At 72.6% G+C, this 17885-nt stretch carries 22 protein-coding genes; 9 read left to right on the top strand and 13 right to left on the bottom strand.

What is annotated here, in order from left to right; translation table 11 throughout:
- Positions 1 to 60: 60 nt before the first annotated feature.
- From groL to ACZ7G3_RS21615, 3 genes are all read left to right on the top strand, one after another.
- Positions 61 to 1686, top strand: a complete 1626-nt coding sequence (gene groL, locus ACZ7G3_RS21625) for a chaperonin GroEL (protein WP_356359560.1) — start codon at positions 61 to 63, stop codon at positions 1684 to 1686.
- 125 nt (positions 1687 to 1811) lie between these two features.
- On the top strand, positions 1812 to 1955 hold the full coding sequence (locus tag ACZ7G3_RS21620; RefSeq protein WP_470927600.1) for a hypothetical protein: 144 nt from the start codon (positions 1812 to 1814) through the stop codon (positions 1953 to 1955).
- A 101-nt stretch (positions 1956 to 2056) separates the two neighbouring features.
- Complete coding sequence (locus ACZ7G3_RS21615) at positions 2057 to 3187, top strand: NADH:flavin oxidoreductase (protein ID WP_470927598.1); 1131 nt, start codon at positions 2057 to 2059, stop codon at positions 3185 to 3187.
- 161 nt (positions 3188 to 3348) lie between these two features.
- Here the strand turns inward: ACZ7G3_RS21615 and ACZ7G3_RS21610 are convergent, their stop codons facing one another.
- The 5 genes from ACZ7G3_RS21610 to ACZ7G3_RS21590 form a co-directional block, all read right to left on the bottom strand.
- Positions 3349 to 4251 (bottom strand): hypothetical protein, encoded by a 903-nt coding sequence (locus ACZ7G3_RS21610; protein WP_470927597.1) that lies wholly within the window; start codon positions 4249 to 4251, stop codon positions 3349 to 3351.
- Positions 4248 to 4781: a SigE family RNA polymerase sigma factor gene (locus ACZ7G3_RS21605; protein WP_470927595.1), complete on the bottom strand. Its 534-nt coding sequence runs from the start codon at positions 4779 to 4781 to the stop codon at positions 4248 to 4250. The genes ACZ7G3_RS21610 and ACZ7G3_RS21605 overlap by 4 nt, the downstream gene beginning before the upstream one ends.
- Before the next feature lie 91 nt (positions 4782 to 4872).
- Positions 4873 to 5562 (bottom strand): hypothetical protein, encoded by a 690-nt coding sequence (locus ACZ7G3_RS21600; RefSeq protein WP_470927594.1) that lies wholly within the window; start codon positions 5560 to 5562, stop codon positions 4873 to 4875.
- 205 nt (positions 5563 to 5767) lie between these two features.
- Complete coding sequence (locus tag ACZ7G3_RS21595) at positions 5768 to 5986, bottom strand: DUF397 domain-containing protein (RefSeq protein WP_470927593.1); 219 nt, start codon at positions 5984 to 5986, stop codon at positions 5768 to 5770.
- Entirely contained in the window at positions 5970 to 6809 is an 840-nt protein-coding gene (locus ACZ7G3_RS21590) for a helix-turn-helix domain-containing protein (protein ID WP_470927592.1), read from the bottom strand. The genes ACZ7G3_RS21595 and ACZ7G3_RS21590 overlap by 17 nt, the downstream gene beginning before the upstream one ends.
- A 117-nt stretch (positions 6810 to 6926) precedes the next feature.
- Between ACZ7G3_RS21590 and ACZ7G3_RS21585 the strand changes: the two genes are divergently transcribed.
- Complete coding sequence (locus tag ACZ7G3_RS21585; RefSeq protein WP_426596820.1) at positions 6927 to 7316, top strand: hypothetical protein; 390 nt, start codon at positions 6927 to 6929, stop codon at positions 7314 to 7316.
- 20 nt (positions 7317 to 7336) lie between these two features.
- Here ACZ7G3_RS21585 and ACZ7G3_RS21580 read toward each other — a convergent pair whose 3' ends face one another.
- Entirely contained in the window at positions 7337 to 7945 is a 609-nt protein-coding gene (locus ACZ7G3_RS21580) for a TetR/AcrR family transcriptional regulator (RefSeq protein WP_470927591.1), read from the bottom strand.
- A 97-nt stretch (positions 7946 to 8042) separates the two neighbouring features.
- Between ACZ7G3_RS21580 and ACZ7G3_RS21575 the strand changes: the two genes are divergently transcribed.
- Complete coding sequence (locus ACZ7G3_RS21575; RefSeq protein WP_470927589.1) at positions 8043 to 8792, top strand: SDR family NAD(P)-dependent oxidoreductase; 750 nt, start codon at positions 8043 to 8045, stop codon at positions 8790 to 8792.
- A 12-nt stretch (positions 8793 to 8804) separates the two neighbouring features.
- Here ACZ7G3_RS21575 and ACZ7G3_RS21570 read toward each other — a convergent pair whose 3' ends face one another.
- On the bottom strand, positions 8805 to 9389 hold the full coding sequence (locus ACZ7G3_RS21570; RefSeq protein ID WP_470927587.1) for a TetR/AcrR family transcriptional regulator: 585 nt from the start codon (positions 9387 to 9389) through the stop codon (positions 8805 to 8807).
- Positions 9390 to 9471: 82 nt separating this feature from the next.
- Here ACZ7G3_RS21570 and ACZ7G3_RS21565 point away from each other — a divergent pair, with 82 nt between their 5' ends.
- Positions 9472 to 10065, top strand: coding sequence for a dihydrofolate reductase family protein (locus tag ACZ7G3_RS21565; protein ID WP_470927585.1), 594 nt, complete (start codon positions 9472 to 9474; stop codon positions 10063 to 10065).
- Positions 10066 to 10083: 18 nt separating this feature from the next.
- On the opposite strand, the gene ACZ7G3_RS21560 is transcribed toward ACZ7G3_RS21565, so the two are convergent.
- The 4 genes from ACZ7G3_RS21560 to ACZ7G3_RS21545 are packed head-to-tail and all read right to left on the bottom strand — an operon-like array spanning position 10084 to position 14269.
- On the bottom strand, positions 10084 to 10656 hold the full coding sequence (locus ACZ7G3_RS21560; protein WP_426596815.1) for a hypothetical protein: 573 nt from the start codon (positions 10654 to 10656) through the stop codon (positions 10084 to 10086).
- Entirely contained in the window at positions 10604 to 12352 is a 1749-nt protein-coding gene (locus ACZ7G3_RS21555; RefSeq protein WP_470927583.1) for a PTS transporter subunit EIIC, read from the bottom strand. Before ACZ7G3_RS21555 ends, ACZ7G3_RS21560 begins: the two co-directional genes overlap by 53 nt.
- A gap of 15 nt (positions 12353 to 12367) precedes the next feature.
- On the bottom strand, positions 12368 to 13303 hold the full coding sequence (gene murQ, locus ACZ7G3_RS21550) for an N-acetylmuramic acid 6-phosphate etherase (protein WP_470927581.1): 936 nt from the start codon (positions 13301 to 13303) through the stop codon (positions 12368 to 12370).
- 51 nt (positions 13304 to 13354) lie between these two features.
- Positions 13355 to 14269 carry a MurR/RpiR family transcriptional regulator gene (locus ACZ7G3_RS21545; RefSeq protein WP_470927580.1) on the bottom strand — a complete coding sequence of 305 codons (915 nt, stop codon included), beginning with the start codon at positions 14267 to 14269 and terminating at the stop codon, positions 13355 to 13357.
- Between the two features lie 55 nt (positions 14270 to 14324).
- Here ACZ7G3_RS21545 and ACZ7G3_RS21540 point away from each other — a divergent pair, with 55 nt between their 5' ends.
- Complete coding sequence (locus tag ACZ7G3_RS21540; protein ID WP_426596811.1) at positions 14325 to 14708, top strand: hypothetical protein; 384 nt, start codon at positions 14325 to 14327, stop codon at positions 14706 to 14708.
- A 10-nt stretch (positions 14709 to 14718) separates the two neighbouring features.
- Positions 14719 to 14997 (top strand): DUF4031 domain-containing protein, encoded by a 279-nt coding sequence (locus tag ACZ7G3_RS21535; protein WP_470927578.1) that lies wholly within the window; start codon positions 14719 to 14721, stop codon positions 14995 to 14997.
- Positions 14998 to 15178: 181 nt separating this feature from the next.
- On the opposite strand, the gene ACZ7G3_RS21530 is transcribed toward ACZ7G3_RS21535, so the two are convergent.
- On the bottom strand, positions 15179 to 16255 hold the full coding sequence (locus ACZ7G3_RS21530) for a GNAT family N-acetyltransferase (protein WP_470927577.1): 1077 nt from the start codon (positions 16253 to 16255) through the stop codon (positions 15179 to 15181).
- Between the two features lie 10 nt (positions 16256 to 16265).
- A complete protein-coding gene (locus ACZ7G3_RS21525) occupies positions 16266 to 16928 on the bottom strand; it encodes an HD domain-containing protein (protein WP_470927575.1) in 663 nt (220 codons plus the stop codon).
- Between the two features lie 218 nt (positions 16929 to 17146).
- Between ACZ7G3_RS21525 and ACZ7G3_RS21520 the strand changes: the two genes are divergently transcribed.
- The gene (locus ACZ7G3_RS21520) at positions 17147 to 17830 is read left to right on the top strand and encodes a maleylpyruvate isomerase family mycothiol-dependent enzyme (protein ID WP_470927574.1); all 684 of its coding nucleotides are present in this window, start codon (positions 17147 to 17149) and stop codon (positions 17828 to 17830) included.
- Positions 17831 to 17885: the final 55 nt, after the last annotated feature.

The raw sequence follows: 17885 nt of genomic DNA, 5'->3' as shown, positions 1-17885 counted from the left end.
CGTCGCGGGCGCGGGCGCGGTCCGAAGGAATCACCCCCAGTCCTGGAGGGACCACTTCACATGGCCAAGATCATCGCGTTCGACGAGGAGGCGCGGCGCGGCCTCGAGCGCGGCATGAACCAGCTCGCGGACGCCGTCAAGGTGACGCTCGGCCCCAAGGGCCGCAACGTCGTCCTCGAGAAGAAGTGGGGCGCCCCCACGATCACCAACGATGGTGTGTCCATCGCCAAGGAGATCGAGCTCGAGGACCCGTACGAGAAGATCGGCGCCGAGCTGGTCAAGGAAGTCGCCAAGAAGACGGACGACGTCGCCGGTGACGGTACGACCACCGCGACCGTTCTCGCCCAGGCTCTGGTCAAGGAAGGCCTGCGCAACGTCGCGGCCGGCGCCAACCCGATGGCCCTGAAGCGCGGCATCGAGAAGGCCGTCGAGGCCGTCTCCGCCGCCCTGCTGGAGCAGGCGAAGGACGTCGAGACCAAGGAGCAGATCGCCTCCACGGCCTCCATCTCCGCCGCCGACACCCAGATCGGCGAGCTCATCGCCGAGGCCATGGACAAGGTCGGCAAGGAAGGCGTCATCACCGTCGAGGAGTCCCAGACCTTCGGTCTGGAGCTGGAGCTCACCGAGGGTATGCGCTTCGACAAGGGCTACATCTCGGCGTACTTCGCCACCGACATGGAGCGTATGGAGGCGTCGCTCGACGACCCGTACATCCTGATCGCCAACTCCAAGATCGGCAACGTCAAGGACCTGCTGCCGCTCCTGGAGAAGGTCATGCAGTCGGGCAAGCCGCTGCTGATCATCGCCGAGGACGTCGAGGGCGAGGCCCTGTCGACCCTGGTCGTCAACAAGATCCGCGGCACCTTCAAGTCCGTCGCCGTCAAGGCCCCGGGCTTCGGCGACCGCCGCAAGGCCATGCTCGGCGACATCGCCATCCTCACGGGCGGCGAGGTCATCTCCGAGGAGGTCGGCCTCAAGCTCGAGAACGCCACGCTCGACCTGCTGGGCAGCGCGCGCAAGGTCGTCATCACCAAGGACGAGACCACGATCGTGGACGGCGCCGGCTCCGCCGACCAGGTCCAGGGCCGGGTCAACCAGATCCGCGCCGAGATCGAGAACAGCGACTCGGACTACGACCGCGAGAAGCTCCAGGAGCGCCTGGCGAAGCTGGCCGGCGGCGTGGCCGTCATCAAGGCCGGTGCCGCCACCGAGGTCGAGCTCAAGGAGCGCAAGCACCGCATCGAGGACGCCGTTCGCAACGCGAAGGCGGCCGTCGAGGAGGGCATCGTCGCCGGTGGTGGCGTGGCCCTGCTCCAGGCCTCCCAGGTCTTCGAGAAGCTGGAGCTCTCGGGTGACGAGGCGACCGGCGCCAACGCCGTGAAGCTCGCCCTGGAGGCCCCGCTGAAGCAGATCGCCGTCAACGGTGGTCTCGAGGGCGGCGTCGTCGTGGAGAAGGTCCGCAACCTGACCGTCGGCCACGGCCTGAACGCCGCGACCGGCGAGTACGTCGACATGATCGCCGAGGGCATCATCGACCCGGCGAAGGTGACCCGCTCTGCCCTGCAGAACGCCGCCTCCATCGCCGCGCTGTTCCTCACCACCGAGGCCGTCATCGCCGACAAGCCGGAGAAGGCCGCCGCGGCCGGTGCTCCGGGCGGCATGCCGGGCGGTGACATGGACTTCTGATCGGCCTCTGGTCGATCGACCGTCCTACGGTTCCGAGGGCGGCACTCCCCGACAGGGGGTGCCGCCCTCGGGCGTGTCACCGGCCTTTCCCGCAGGCCCTGGTCATCGGCGCGCAGCGGATCGTCATGGCGCCGCTCCCGGTCGCCGGGCGCCGGCCCGCAGCCTCGCCGGACCGCGACCGCGACCGCGACTGCGACCGCGACTGCGACCGCGACCGCGACTGCGACCGCGACTGCGGCCGGGACTGCGGCTGTGACCTGCGCCACTGATGGCGGAGGGTCGGAATGGGCGGGACGGGCGGGCCCGTTGTTGTCACCGGCAGGTGCATGCGCATGCACATACCGACCGGTACCTCCAGAGGAGCCCCCACGTGACCATCACCGCCTCCGACGCCGCCTCGCGCGCCGCTCAGATCCTCGCCCGTCCGACGGCCATCAACGGCCTGACCGTGCCCAACCGCATCGCGATGGCCCCGATGACCCGGATGTTCTCACCGGGCGGCGTCCCCGGCGAGGACGTGCTCTCGTACTACTCCCGCCGCGCCGCCGCCGGTGTCGGCCTGATCGTCACCGAGGGTACCTACGTCGGCCACGACTCGGCCGGGCAGAGCGACCGCGTGCCGCGTTTCCACGGCGAGGAGCAGCTGGCCGGCTGGGCGAAGGTCGCCGACGCGGTGCACGCGGCAGGCGGCACGATCGTGCCGCAGCTGTGGCACATCGGCATGGTCCGCAAGCAGGGCGAGCAGCCCTTCCCCGACGCCCCCGCCGTCGGCCCCTCCGGCCTGCGGATCGGCGAGGACGAGGTCACCGGCAAGGCGATGACCCAGCGCGACGTGGACGACGTCATCGGCGCCTTCGCCGAGGCCGCGGCCGACGCCGAGCGCATCGGCTTCGACGGCGTGGAGATCCACGGCGCGCACGGCTACCTCGTCGACCAGTTCCTGTGGGCGGGCACCAACCGCCGCACCGACGCCTACGGCGGTGACCCGGTCTCCCGCACCCGTTTCGCCACCGAGATCGTGGCCGCCGTACGCGAGAAGGTCTCGCCCGACTTCCCGGTGATCTTCCGCTACTCGCAGTGGAAGCAGGACGCCTACGACGCCCGCCTCGCCGAGACCCCCGAGGAGCTGGAGGCCATCCTCACCCCGCTCGCCTCGGCCGGTGTCGACGCCTTCCACGCCTCCACGCGCCGCTACTGGCAGCCCGAGTTCGACGACTCCGACCTCAACCTCGCCGGCTGGACCAAGAAGCTCACCGGCAAGACCGTCATCACGGTCGGCTCGGTCGGCCTGGAGGGCGAGTTCACCGACTCCTTCCAGGGCGCGGGTGCGGCGCTCGGCAGCCTCGACAACCTCCTGGACCGGTTCGAGCGCGACGAGTTCGACATGGTCGCCATCGGCCGCGCGCTGCTCCAGGACCCGCAGTGGGCCCGTAAGGTGCTGGCCGGCCGCTTCGACGAGCTGGCGCCGTTCGACGCGGAGTCGCTGAAGACCCTCAGCTGACCCGGCCCGCCCCGGCCTGATCCGGTCGCGCACCGCGGCGTGAGGTCCGTGGAGTCACCCACTACTGCCGTACGTACGTCCAGCGGCGTCCGGTGAGGAAGTGATCCAGGACCAGCTCCGAGGTCCCGGAACCCGTGGTGCGCAGCCGTCAGCCGACGGCTTCAGTCCCAGTACGTCTCGTGGGTCAGCCGGTCGCCCTGGCCGTCGAAGGTGTCGACGGACGCGATGGTCTCCCCGTCGGCGACGGGCAGGGCGAACGCGCGGTACGAGGTCCCCGGCAGCGTCACGACCTCGGCGGTACGGACCGTACCGCCGTCGAGAGTCAACCGGGCCGTGGCCGTACCCGGAGCGGGGTTGCCGACGAAGATCCGGATCCCGGACGTGCCCTTGCCGGACAGACCGTGCAGCCCGGCGCCTTCGACGAAGTCGTCCCGGCCGTCCACGACGGCGCAGCCCGCCCACGGTCCCGCCTGGTGATCGACCTGGACCCCGCCGATGAGCACCCGCTGACAGAGCAGCGAGAGGCCCTCCGGCCGGGAACCGCCGCCGAAGTCCCCGTCGGCGTCGCGGTCGGCCTCGTCGCCGGTGCCGGCGTCAGCGGAGGGATAGCCGACCGGTGCGTCCGGGTAGAACGTCAGCGTCACCGACCACTCCTCGCCGTCGATGCTGCCGGAGCGGACCACCCGGCTGCGTTCTCCGGCTTCCAGCGCGTCGGGAACCGGTGAGCCGGAGGGGGGCGAGGCCGCGATGCGCGGGCCGGCGTCCTGCGGCGGGCCGGACAGAAGCGGCAGGACGACGGCTGCCGTGACCGCGGCCACCAGTACCCCGGCCGCCGCGTTCACGGTGGTGCGGCGCGACCTCCGGGCACGGGCACCGTCCAGGATGGCCTGCACAGGTGCTGGTCCGGGCGTCTTCCGCCCGGCCGCCCGGGCCAGCGCGTGCCGCACATCCTGTGCGGAATCGGCAGCGTGCAGGGGGCCGAGCCGGTCCGGCACGGAGGCGTCCGAACCGCCCGAGGCACTCGAGGCATCCGGTTGTCCGCCGGGTGTGCGGTAGGCGGTCATGCGGCACCTCCGAGATCCGCGCGGTCGTGCGATGTCAGCGCGGGGTGCGCCCGCAGCTTGGCGAGAGCGCGGGAAGCCTGGCTCTTGACCGTGCCGGGCGTGCACCCGAGGGTCCGTGCCACCTCGTCCTCCCCGAGGTCCTCCCAATAACGGAGGACGACCACAGCACGTTGCCGTTCGGGCAGTTCGGCCAGGGCCTCCATCAGCACGTTGCGCTCCTCCAGACGTTCGGTCTCGCCGGACCCCTGCGGACGGTCCGGAAGCAGAGGGGTGAGCAGGTGGACGACCCGTCTGCGGCGGTGGCGGCTGCGGTTGTTGTTCACCAGCGCGCGCCGTACATAGGCGCCGGCGTCCTCCCGCCGCACCCGGTCCCACCGCGCGTACACCTTGATCAGGGTCGTTTGCACCAGATCTTCCGCCTCGTGGAAATCCCCGGTCAGCATGTAGGCGGTCCTGACCAGGCGGCTCCAGTAGGCCGAGGCGAACGCCGTGAAATCGTCTTCGGCGGCGAGGGCCGGTCCGATGTGCACGAAGGGTCTGTCCCTGCGGGTGTGTGGGCGGGCAGGAGGTACGGTCCGGTCCCCGGGCGCGGGCGGCACCCGGGGACCGGGGACCGGCGGGTCAGTCCCAGTACGTCTCGTGGGTCAGCCGGTTTCCCCGTCGGTCGAAGGTGTCGACGGACGCGATGGTCTCCCCGTCGGCGACGGGCAGGGCGAACGCGCGGTACGAGGTCCCCGGCAGCGTCACGACCTCGGCGGTACGGACCGTACCGCCGTCGAGAGTCAACCGGGCCGTGGCCGTACCCGGAGCGGGGTTGCCGACGAAGATCCGGGTCCCGGAGGTGCCCTTGCCGGTCAGGCCGTGCAGTCCGGCGCCTTCGACGAAGTCGTCCCGGCCGTCCACGACGGCGCAGCCCGCCCACGGTCCCGCCTGGTGATCGACCTGGACCCCGCCGATGAACACCCGCTGGCAGAGCAGCGAGGGATCCACGGGCCGGGAGCCACCGAAGCCGGAGGTCCGGTCTTCGGTGGGGAAGCCCTCCGGAACCTCCGGATAGAACTGCAGGGTCACCGACCACTCCTTGCCGTCGATGATCCCGGAGCCGGCGGAACGGGTCACGCTCCGCTGTTCCCCGTCCTGCGTGTGGCGAGTCGGGTGCTGCTCCCCCTGCACGGCTGACTGCGTCCGCAGCCCCTTGCCGGACGCGTCACCGGACCAGCCGTCGGCCGCCCAGGCACCGGCTACCGGTGTACTGACCACGATGGCGACCGCGCCGACGGCGACCGCGAGCTTCTTGATGCTGCTGGACACGTTGCTCCTACGGGAAGTGGGGTCGATGGACCGGAGGGCGCCTCTCCATCCACTCCTACTCCCGTTGCCGGCCCGGAGGTTGCACGCGGCGCCAGATCTCCGCGTACGCGTGTGGGCGATCGCGTGTTCCGGCTCTGGCGGGGGGTCTCGCGGTGTCCCGGGGTGGGGCCGGGCAGTCTCCGGGCGTGCCTTTCAGATGGCCCGCCTAGAAGTGCTCGTCGACGAGTGCCGGCCGCCTGAGACTCCCGACGAACGCCGCCCAGGCGTCGGCCCGGAACAGCAGTTCCGGGCCGTGGGGGTTCTTGGAGTCGCGGACCGGGACGGCGGCCGTGCTGCCGAGGGCGACTTCGAGGCAGTTGCCGCCGCTGCCCCCGCTGTAACTGGACTTGTACCAGTCCAGCTGGTGCTCAGGAATGGTCCTCATGTGCGTAATCCTGCGCCATCGCCTCGACCATAGCCAGGGAGTTCTCCGGTGACAGCGAACAGGCTGACAGGAGGCTGTACGTGTGACGCTGGTACCGCACGACGGCGGGTTCGTCTTCCAGCCGCCCGGTGCCAACACCCTCGAAGTACACCAACGGTGGCGCATCCTCGAAGTCCATCAGTTTGATGGCGCCTTCCATCGAGGCATGCGCTCCCGCATCGAACGGCAGAACCTGCATGATGATCCGACTCCTGCGGATCAGGTCGATGACGCGGTCGAGCGCCTCGGCCATCACCTCGCGGCCTCCGGTCACCCGCCGCAGCGCGGCTTCGTCCAGTACGACCCACAACTGAGGCACTGTTGGATCGGCGAGGAGACGGGTCCGTTCCATCCGGGCCGCCACCAGTTCCTCGATCACCTCGTTCGGTGCCGTGGGTTGGTACGCACGGCAAACCGCCCTTGCATACGCGGGCGTTTGCAGCAGGCCCGGGATCAGCAACGGCGCGTACTCCCTCATGGTCGTGGCCTGTGCTTCAGCTTCCGCCGCCTCCGCAAAATGTTCCGGATACTTCGACTTCGCCGAAGCCGCGCAGTTGCGCCGGAAGAAGTCCTCCGTCCCGAGGACGTCGTCCAGCAGCCGTGCGTACTCCGGCTGCATCCTCCGCGTGCCGGACTCCAGCTGCCCGATGAACGAGCCGCTGACGAACAGCCGTCCGCCCAGGTCTTCCTGGCTCAGCCCGGCCTTCTCGCGGGCGTGGCGCAGTTCGGCGCCCAGCAGGGCGCGGGGGGACGACGACGGGTCGAGGTCTTTCGGTCCAGGCATGGCAGTGAAACTCCGGTCGCACAGGAGGGGTTGTTGGGGCGCCCTGTATGGCCAGGTTAGAGGCGGGGCAGACACGCTGTGTGCTGATTCGGAAACTCAGCGTGGAGGTGAGGAAGGGTGCGGTCGACCGAAGAAGTCGTCGAGTCCTTGCGGCAGGCCCTCGTGGGCGTCGGGGTCGTGCTGCCGTCCCTGTGTGTCGATCCGGTGACCGGCGCGAGCGACGAGCCGTTCGCTCTGGTGGATCTGGGGCGGTGCAACGTCCGGGTCGCCGAGCGGCTGGCGTCGGTGGTGCGGGGTGAGCGGCCGGCGGTCGGGACGCATGCCGTGGACGCGCGGGACGGGCGCGTGGGGGAGGTGGTGGGACACGCCGGCGGCGACGTGCGGTTGCGGCCGGTCGCCGGGGGCCGGGCGTGGGACTGCCCCCGGGCGTCGGTGGCGGTGGCGCAGCCGGAGGAGGTGCTGAGGGCACGGCTGAGCAGGACGAATCGTGAGAGTGTGCGGCCCTAGGAGGCGCTTCCGCGTTGCCGTCAGGCGGGTGGCCAGCCCCGCAGGGTCATGTCGGCCACCCGCTGGAGGTCTTCCCGGCCGGCGCCCCCGGCGGCCTGGACCGCGATGCCGTTGGCGACGGTCATGAGGTAGCGGGCGAGGTCCTCGGGGTCGGTGCCCAGGGGCAGGTCGCCGTCGTCGAGGGCCTGCCGGAACCGGTCGCGGAGGTGGGAGACGCCCTCGTTGCGCCAGGCGGCGAGCATGTCCCGGACGGGGAGCCCCGTGCCGCCGGCGGCGAGGGAGCCCTGGACTCCCAGGCACCCGGGCGGGCAGCCGGGGCGTGTGGAGGTCCGCACGGCGCCGGTCAGGAACGCGGTGGCCACCTCGCGAGCGGTCGGCTCCCGCAGGGCGCGGGCCACGTAGGCGGCGGGGCCCTCCGCGTAGCGTTCCAGGGCTTTGCGGAACAGGTCCTCCTTGTTGCCGAAGGCCGCGTACATGCTGGTGCGGGTGATGCCCATGGCGCTGGTCAGGTCGGTGAGGCTGGCGCCCTCGTAGCCCTGCTTCCAGAAGACCCGCATCGCCTGTTCGAGGGCCTCGTCGGCGTCGAAGCCCCTCGGTCGACCGATCGGCCCCTTCTGTCGCGTCTCCATGCGCACCAGTCTACGCCTTCGGTACCGGTCGGTGCGGATGTGCTACGGTCGCTTTCAGTACCGATCGGTACCGAAAACTTGTGGAGGGGCACTCGTCATGGGACAGCTGGAAGGCAAGACCGCCGTCATCACCGGCGGCGGCACCGGAATCGGCCTCGCCACCGCGGTGCGGCTGGCGGCCGAGGGGGCGCACGTGTTCGTCACCGGCCGGCGCAAGGCCGAACTGGACGCGGCCGTGGAGGCCATTGGCCCGGCGAAGGTCACGGCGGTCGCCGGGGACGTCACGGACCTGGCCGACCTGGACCGGCTCTACGACGCGGTCCGTGCCCGGGGCCGGGGGCTGGACGTCGTCTTCGCCAACGCGGCGACCGCCTCACTCGCGCCGCTGGAGCAGATCACCGAGGAGCAGATCGACCAGACCTTCGGCGTCAACGTGCGGGGCACGATCTTCACCGTGCAGAAGGCGCTGCCGCTGCTCAACGACGGTGCGTCGGTGATACTGAACGCCTCCACCGCCGGTGACAACGGTACGGAGGCGTTCAGTCTGTACGCCGCGTCCAAGGCCGCCGTCCGGTCCTTCGCGCGGGGCTGGGCCAACGAACTCAAGGGCCGCGGCATCCGGGTCAACGCCGTCTCTCCGGGCCCGGTCGACACCCCGGGGATCACGAACCTCTTCGGTGCGGAGAACGCGTCCGCCGTCCGGGCGAAGCTCGCCACGGACACCGCGATCGGGCGGATGGGGCGCCCCGAGGAGGTCGCCGCGGTGGTGGCCTTCCTCGCCTCCGGGCAGAGCAGCTTCGTCCTCGGGGCCAACTGGTACGTCGACGGCGGCGAGAACCAGATCTGACCTGGCGGGCCGTCAGTCCCGGTCCGGTGCCACGATGCGTTCGACCGCCGCCGCCACCAACTCGTCGCGCTCGGCCGGGGTGAAGACGTCCGGCAGGGTGAGCTGCTCGACGATCAGCCAGTTCAGGGCGAGGTAGAGGAGTTTGACGGCCATGGCGTCGCCGGGGAGGCCGGACGCCTCGTGGTAGGAGACGTTGGCGGCGACGTCGGCGCGGATGCGTTCGGTCAGGATCGCGCGCAGCTCCGGGCGCCGGGTGGCCTCCAGGCGGAGTTCCAGCAGGGCGAGGTAGCCGGTGCGGAACGAGGCGATGCGGTCGACGAGTTCGCGCATGAGCTGGACGTACGTGTCCCGGTCGCGGCCGGCTGACCGCTGGCGGGCGATCGTGGCCTCGTCGGGGTGGAGGCGCTCGTAGACGCGGGCGCCGGTCTGGGTGAGCAGGTCGTCGCGGTTGGCGAAGTAGTTGGACGCGGTGCCGCCCGGAACCGCGGCCTCCGTGTCCACCGCCCGGAAGGTCAGGCCCCGGGCTCCCTGCTCGGCCAGGACCTCGATCGCGGCGTCGACGAGGGCGGCGCGGCGCTGGTCGTTCCTTCTCACCATGAGTACAACCTCATTGACACCACTCCGTATGTAGTACTACGTTCAAACCACTTCGAACAGAGTACTACGTGAGGGGCTCTTCTTGCGCAAGCTCGTCTACTACGTCGCCGTCACCCTCGACGGCCGTATCGCCGGACCCGGCGGCGAGTTCGACTTCTTCCCGATCGGCGACGAACGGCAGGCCGCCGCCTACTCGGCCTGGACCAACCCGCTCTACCCCGAGACCGTGCCGACCGCCTACCGCGCCGCCGTCGGTCTCACGGACGTGCCCAACCGGAGCTTCGACACCGTCCTGATGGGACTCGGCAGCTACCGCCCCGGTCTCGACGAGGGGTTCCCCAGCCCGTACGCGCACCTGCGCCAGTACGTGGTGTCGAGCACCCTGAAGCCCGACGATGCGGACCCCGCCGTCACCGTCGTGCCGAGCGACCCGCTCGGACTCGTCCGGGAGCTCAAGGCGGAGGACACCGGCCTGGACATCTGGCTGTGCGGCGGCGGAAAGCTCGCGGGTGCCCTGCTGCCCGAGATCGACGAACTGCTGATCAAGAGCTACCCGGTGATCGCCGGCGCCGGTGTCCCGCTGGTCGACGGCGTCTTCGACCCCACGCTGTTCGACGCCGCCGAGCGCACCGCCTTCACCAACGGCGTCACGCTCACCCGCTTCACCCGCCGGTAGGGAGACACCCGGCAGGGTTCAGATCCCGCCCATCGGTTCGATGTCCACCCGTACCGGCGTCCCCCACACCCGCAGCACCTCGTAGTCCGTGAACTCGTGGACGAGGCGGTACGCCATGGCCGCGCGGGGTGCGCGCAGCTGGGCCGCGATGTACAGCTCGGCCTCGCGGCGGTCGCGGCGCGGGGTGCCGCACAGCTGCCACGCCTGCCCGTTCCACAGCTCGGGCAGCCAGCGCTGCTGGGGCTGCGGCCGGTCGCCGCGCACCCCGTACCGGGACTGGACCGGCTCGCCGGCGGTCCGGGCGGGGAGCGGGCCGCCGTTGTACTCGGTGCGGCGGGCGGTGCGGCGGCGGGTCTCGCACAGGAGGCACAGGTCGGGGGCGGCCTTGTCGACCGGGCCGTTCGGGTGCTCGGGGCAGCGGGTGCTGGGGGCCGTCGTCGTGACGCTCTCCTCCAGCTGGTCCAGTGCGCGCTTCAGGTCCGCGCGGACCTCGTGCAGTTTGGCGTCCGGCGTGTCGGTGGTCAGGGCCTCGCCGTGCTCACCGAGGAGACGCAGGGCGCGGCCCAGGGCGGTCAGCTGGGCGTGGTTCATGTTTCCCAGAGTCGCACACGGTGCGGGCGGTGCCCTCGGGCAGACCGAAGAAGTACGTCGCCGCGAAGCCGGCCAGATACCCGGTGAGCAGCCCGCCGCCGTACACCCCCGCCGTCACCGCCCAGCCGCCGCCGCCCGCGAGGAGCGGGAAGAGCGCCCAGCCCGACGGGCCGATCGCCGTCGCCCCCACGTCGGTGCCGAGCATCGCGAACAGGCCGACGAAGGCGCCGCCCGCCGCCCCGCCCACGCAGGCGGTGAGGAAGGGACGGCCGAGGGGGAGGGAGACGCCGTAGATCAGGGGCTCGCCGACGCCGAGCAGGCCGGCCGGGAGCGCCGATCTGATCGTCGTACGGAGGGTGGTGTCGTGGCGCAGGCGGACGTAGACGGCCGCCGCCGCGCCGACCTGGCCCGCGCCCGCCATCGCGAGGATGGGGAGCAGGACCGTGTGGCCCTGCTGCTCGATGAGCGTGGTGTGGATGGGGATGAGGGCCTGGTGCAGGCCCAGCATCACCAGGGGGAGGAAGAGACCGCCGAGGACCAGGCCGGCCAGGGCGCCCGTCGTCGTCAGGAGCCAGTTCGCGGCCGTGCCGATGGCGGTGGCGACCTCGCCGGCCGCGTACATGAGGACGTAGAGGGTGACCAGGCCGGAGACCAGCACGGTCAGGGTCGGGGTGAGCAGGACGTCCAGGGTGCCGGGGAGGCGGGCGCGGCACCACTTCTCGACGCGGGTGCCGAGCATCGCGGCCGCCAGTGCGCCGAGGACGCCGCCCTGGCCGGGGGCGAGCACGGCGCCGAACGCCGTCACCTCCGCCACGCCCGGGTAGACGACGACGGCCGCGATCGCGCCGCCCAGCACGGGCGTGCCGCCGAACTCCTTCGCCGTGTTGTGGCCGACGAACACCGCGATCAGCGCCATGAAGGCGGAGGAGAGGGCGGCCAGGGCGGGCGTGATGCCGGGGAGCCAGCGCAGGTTCGTCAGCAGACCGGCGATGCCCGCGACGATCCCGCAGCCGATCAGGGCGGGGATGAGGGGGACGAAGATGTTCGCGACGCGGCGCAGGGCCGTCTTCAGCGGGGTCGCGTTGCGCCGCCTCTGCCGCGCCTTCAGCTCGGCGCCGCGCCGGGCGAGGGCGTCGGCGGTGCCGGTGGGAGTGTCCGTGGTGCTGGTGGGGGCGTCCGACGAGCCGACGAGGGCGTCCGCCGGGTCGGTGGGAGGGCCCGCGGTGCCGGTCGGGGTGTCCGCCGTGCTGGTGGGGGCGTCCGACGAGCCGACGAGGGCGTCCGCCGGGCCGGTGGGAGGGCCCGCGGTGCCGGTCGGGGTGTCCGCCGGGTCGGCCGGGGCACCGGTGGTGCCGGCGGGGGCGTTCGCCGGGCCCGCGCCGACGGTGGTCGTGCCGCCGTCACCGGCCGTCAGCAGCGCCTCGAACGCCTCCGTCACCCGGCCGACCACCCCCGGGCCCAGTACCACCTGGTACGAGTCGCCGTCCTCGACCACCCCGAGCACGCCGGGCAGCGCCCGCAGCGCCGCGTCCCGGACCCGGGAGCGGTCGGCCAGGCCCAGGCGGAGGCGGGTCATGCAGTGGGCGACGGAGGTGACGTTCGCGGGGCCGCCGACCAGGGGGAGCAGGGCGGCGGCCGTGGCGGCGGGGTCCTTGCGGTGGTTCTTGTGGGGGTCCTTGTGGGGGTCCTTGTGCACTCCCCGAGCGTGCGGTCAGCCCTTCGCCGCCGCCAGCGCGGCGCGCAGGTGGCCGCCGGAGTCCTCCAGAAGGCGGGCGGCCGTCGGGCCGTCCACGTCGGCCAGCAGGGCCAGGATCGCGTGCTTGACCTCCCCGTCGGTGGCGGTCAGGGCGCGCTCGATCTCGTCGTCGGCGGCGCCGGTGGCGAGCGCGACGATACGGCGCGAGCGGGCGCGCAGCTTCTCGTTGGAGGCGCGGACGTCCACCATCAGGTTCCCGTACGTCTTGCCGAGGCGGATCATCGTGATCGTCGACAGCATGTTCAGGACCAGCTTCTGCGCCGTACCGGCCTTGAGGCGGGTGGAGCCGGTGATCAGCTCGGGCCCGGTGACGACCTCGATGCCGTGCTCGGCGGCGGCGGCCAGGGCGCTGCCCCGGTTGCAGGCGAGGCCGATGGTCAGGGCGCCGAGCGCGCGGGCGTGCTCGACGGCGCCGACGGCGTACGGGGTGCGGCCGGAGGCGGACACGCCGACCACCGCGTCGTCCGGGGTGAGGGCGAGGGCGTCCAGGTCGGCGCGGGCCAGCTCGGCCGAGTCCTCGGCGCCCTCGACGGAGGTGACCATGGCGTCGGGGCCGCCCGCGATGAGGCCGACGACCTGTCCGGGGGCGGTGTTGAAGGTGGGCGGGCACTCGGAGGCGTCCAGCACGCCGAGCCGGCCGGCCGTACCGGCGCCCGCGTAGACCAGCCGTCCGCCGCGCGTCATCCGGGCGGCGACGGCGTCGATCGCGGCGGCGATCTCGGGCAGCCGCTCGGCGACGGCGGCGGGCACGGCGGTGTCCTCGCCGTTCATCGCCCGCGCGATGTCGAGGGTGGGCATCCGGTCGATCTCCGCGAGCTCCGGCCGGAACGCCTCGGTGGTCAGTGTCTCCAACTGGGAACGGAGGTCGGGGTGGTGGGGGGTTGCAGTCATGAAGCCGCTCTTTTCAACTTCGGTGTCCGTACTTACCCGGTGCCGCGGGACCTACGGTCTCCCGCGATGCCCGTGCCGGTGCGCCAGCGCCTCGTAGGACGCGGCGAGAGCCGGCGCCGCCGACTCGTACGTCCGCTGCGCCACCCCCACGAACAGGCAGTCCACCACCAGCAGCTGACTGGTCCGCGACGACATCGCCGCCGGCCTCAGCTCGCTCTCCCGCGACGTGGACGTGGTCAGCACGTGGTCGGCGTACTGCGTGACGGGACTGTCGGGACGGCCGGTGATGGCGACGGTCGTCGCCCCGCGTTCGAAGGCGGCCCGCAGCGGTTCGATGACGTCGCCGGTCGACCCGGAGTGCGTGATCGCGAGGGCGACGTCCCCGGCGCGCAGCTGCACCGCGTTGGTCACGGCGAGGTGCGGGTCGCTCGGGGCGTGGGCTATCAGCCCTATCCGCAGGAGCTTCTGCGTGAGGTCCTGCGCGACCAGGCCGGAGGCGCCGATGCCGTACACGTCGGTGCGGCGGGCGGCGGCGAGCGCGGCGACGGCCGCGCCGAGCTGGACGGTGTCCAGTCCGGCGGCGGTGTCGGCGAGGGTCTGCTGCTCGTCGTAGGCCAGCTTGGCGACGACGTCGGCGATCGGGTCGTCGACCGCGATGTCGGTCGTGATGGCGGGCGAGCGGCCGGACTGCTGCTGGGCGGCGAGCCCGGCGAGCGCGAGGCGCAGGTCGCGGTAGCCGGGGTAGCCGAGCAGCCGGGCGGTGCGCACGACGGTCGCCTCGCTGGTGCCGGTGAGCTCGGCGAGCCCGGTGACCGTGAGCGCCGCGCAGCCCGCGGGGTCGCCCGCGACGGCCTCGGCGACCCGCTGCATGGAGCGGGTCATCGACGGTGCAAGCGTGCGCACCTTGGCCACCAGGGCGGCGGGTGCGGGAGGAGAGGCGAAAGTTTCCTTCACTTCATCGGTCACTCATGAAAGATATTTTCGTTTCGGTGCGGGGGTCAAGAGTGCGCACAATGGGTGCATGGACCCCATCAGCCCCCTGGAGCAGGCGCTGCACGCCGCGCGCGCCCTCGTGCTCGCCGACCTGGTGACGGGCCAGGTCGCCGAGCCGGACGTCGTCTCGCTGGTCGAGGAGTCCGTCGTGCAGCGGCGCTGGTGGGTCGAGCAGTGGCCGGAGGGCGCGGAGTTCGTGGCCGGGCTGGTCGCGCAGGACGTGCAGGACGCCCTGCTGGAGCGGTACGGCCGCTGGCCGCTGTGCCCGGTGTGCGGCTCCGGCGACCCGCACGCGCTGGACGTCGAGCCCGAACTCGGTCCCGACCCGCACTGGGTGTGCGGCAAGGCGGGCGTGAAGGTCGCGGCGGTCGGCTCGCTGGGCGGTGCCGTCGGCGGCACCCGCTCCTCGTGAGGACGGCCCGGTGACCGTCTACATCGACCCGCCGGCCTGGCCGGGCCACGGCCGCATGTGGTCGCACCTGGTCAGCGACGTCTCCTACGCCGAACTGCACGCGTTCGCCGAGACCCTGGGCGTGCCGCGCCGCGCCTTCGAACGCGACCACTACGACCTCCCCGCCCAGCGGTACGCCGACGCCGTGTCCGCCGGTGCGCTGGAGGTCAGCAGCCGCGAGGTGGTGCGGCTGCTGCACGGGGCGGGGCTGCGGCGACGCAAGGGCTCCGGCTCCGCGCGGCCGCGCTAGGGGGTGTCGTTCGGATCTTGCCGGGGTCGCGGGGTCGGCACGCACATCTGCGGCGTTGCCGTCGGTTGCCAGGGCTCCGCCCTGTCGCCCTCCTCCGCCTTGCAGCCGCACGCACCAGACCCCGCTCGGGTCGATCGCAAGGCACCGTTGCCTGGAGCCGACCTGATCCGAACGACACCCCCTAGCCCTGCGGGCCCCGCAGCTCGTAGGCGAGTTGCTCCTCGTCCCCGGCGACCCGGATGAAACCGGCGCGGACGATCACGGCCTGGGAGGCGAGGTTGGCGGGCTCGGTCGTCGCGAACACGGACGTCACCTCCTCGCGGGCCAGCGCCCACGCGGACAGTGCCCGCAGGCCCTCGGTGGCGTAGCCGTGGCCGCGGGCGGCCTCGGCGAGGTCGTAGCCGATCTCCACCCGGCCGTCCTCGTCGGGCGGGCCGTGGAAGCCCATGCCGCCGACCGCGCGGCCGTCCTGGCGGCGCACGAGCGCGAACACGCCCCACTCCGGCCGGTGCGCGCCCGCCTCGTACGCCTTCAGCAGCATTCCGGCCGCGTCCCGGGTGCCCTGGTAGGGGCCGCCCCCGACCCAGTCGAAGCCCCCGTCGCCGCCCGCGGCCAGGTCGGTGGCGGCGGCCGGGGTGACGCCCTGGAGGGTGAGGCGCTCGGCCGGGACCAGCAGGTTGTTGCGCCAGCGCCACTCGGTGACCGGGGCGCGTCCGGGCAGTTCGCCGCGGCCGGTGGCCCACAGCAGGGTGCGCCACGGGTCGGTGCCCGGCCGGACGTGCGGGAAGATCCGGGCGAGGACGTCCGCGCACAGCCCGGCGGGAGGCTCGTAGGTGAGGCCGAGGCCCTCGGCGATGTCGTGCGTGTGTGCGAGGACCTCGGTGATGCCCATCGCGGCGAAACCCTCGCGGTTCGCGCTGCGGAAGGGGTACGGGTGGAAGGCGCGGACCTCGCGCGGCGTGGTGCGGACGGTCGCGGCGAGCAGCGCGCCGGTCGTCTCGATCACCTGGAGCACGTCCTCGTTGCCGGTGCCCTCGTCCAGGGTGATCTCGAAGGGGACGTACGCCTCGGTGGCGCGTCCGGCGAGCTGGCCCGCGTAGGCGATGAGGTCGCTCGCGACGTGCTCCGCCGTGTACCGGCAGCTCCACTCCAGGCGCCCGGCCCGCACCGTCTCCCAGTCCCGGCCGGCCGCCGTCCGCAGCAGCGCGACGGCGCCCGCGACGGCCTCTTCCACCTGTTCCCCGCCCATGCTCCGCATGCCGGGCAGGCTACGGGGCCGGGGCATCGCCCGGCGACAGCATTTCCAGCTCGCCGGTGAGGTTGTAGCGGGCGGTGGCCTCCCACTCCCGGCGCCCGTGCGGGGTGTGGAACAGGCGTGGCAGGCCGAGGAGTTGGCGCAGCACCGCGGCGCGGCCCTCGCGGAAGGCGTCGTTCGGCACGAAGTGGTACTCCTCGCGGACGGCCGCCGTGTACGCGGCGTACGCCGAGGGCGGCGAGGCGAGGACCGCCAGGTCCGCGTCGCACAGCACCTGCCCGTCCCGGTCGTCGCCGGCCGGGGCGTGGGTGACGGTGAGGCGGACCAGCCGGGCCACCTCGGCGGTCTTCCCCGCCGGGACCCCGGCCTCGGGCAGCGCGCGCTCGGCGAGGCGGGCCGAGCGCTCCTCGTTGGTGGACCGGTCGGGCAGGTACACCGCGTCGTGGAACCACGCGGCCAGCCGCACCACGTCCGGGTCGTCGGCGTACTCCTCCAGTACGTCGACGTGGTCCAGGACCGCGGTCAGGTGCGCGAGCGTGTGGTACCGCCGCTGCGGCTCGGACCACCGGCGCAGCAACTCGTCGGCGTACCGGTACGGATCCGGGTGACAGGCGCCGTCACGTGCCGGGAGGAGGGCGCGCAGCCAGCGGGAACGCAGGGCGTCGAGGTCGGCCATGCGGCCATTGTCACCGGTGCGCGCCGGTCCGGTGCCCCTGAGAGCTCCCTCGGGCAGCGGGACCCGTGTCGGGGGCGGCGGGGGAGCGCGGCGTGCGGAAGACGGTCCCAGGCCGATGACCCCTCCTCGGCTGCGGGAGCCCGCAGGAGTCCGCTGGGGCGTGCTGCGCCTGCCGGAACGCCGACCGCAGGGGCGGGACCGCCCCTAACGTGGGTTCCATGACGACTCCTGCGGATGTGCACGACGTACGCGACCATGGGCTGCCCGGGCGGCTGCTGGCCACCGAACGCGACGAGCTGGTGCCGCTGCTGCGGTCCCGGGCGGACGGGGACTTCGCGCTGCCGGTGGCCGCGTGTCCGGGCTGGACCGTGCGGGACGTGCTGGCGCACTGCTCCGGCGCGCTGACGCGGGTGGTGGAGGACCGCTTCGAGGACGGCGTCTTCTCGCCCGAGTCGAACGACCGCGACATCGCCGAACGCGCCGACTGGACGAACGCCCGGGTCGTGGACGAGCTGGAGCGCGGCATGACCGAGGCCGGTCCGGTGATCGTCCGCGCGGGCGGTGCCCTGGACGGCCTCGCGCTGGGCGAGTGGGTGCACGCGGGTGATGTCCGGGTGGCCCTCGGCGAGCCGGGGGCGTACGCGGGGCGCGGGCTGCCGGACGCGCTCGCGCTGCTGACCGCGGTCACCCGCGACCGCCGTCACGTGCCGCTGCACGCCGACCTCGACGACGTGGACGAGCCGCTGAAGCTGGGCGAGGTGAGCGGTGAGCGGCCGCCGGGGCGGTTCATCGGGGACGCCGCCACGCTCGTACGGCTGTACGCGGGCCGGCCCGTGGACGGAACCGCCGGGTACGAGCTGGCCGGGGTGACGGCGGCGGAGCTGAACCTCTTCGGCGGCTGAGCGGCCCGCCCGGAACGAGGGGGAGCCCCGGCCGGTCGTCTGGGCGTAGTCTTGG

The sequence above is a fragment of the Streptomyces sp. NPDC037271 genome, assembly GCF_055603605.1.
This window is presented reverse-complemented; position numbering and strand designations above follow the sequence as displayed.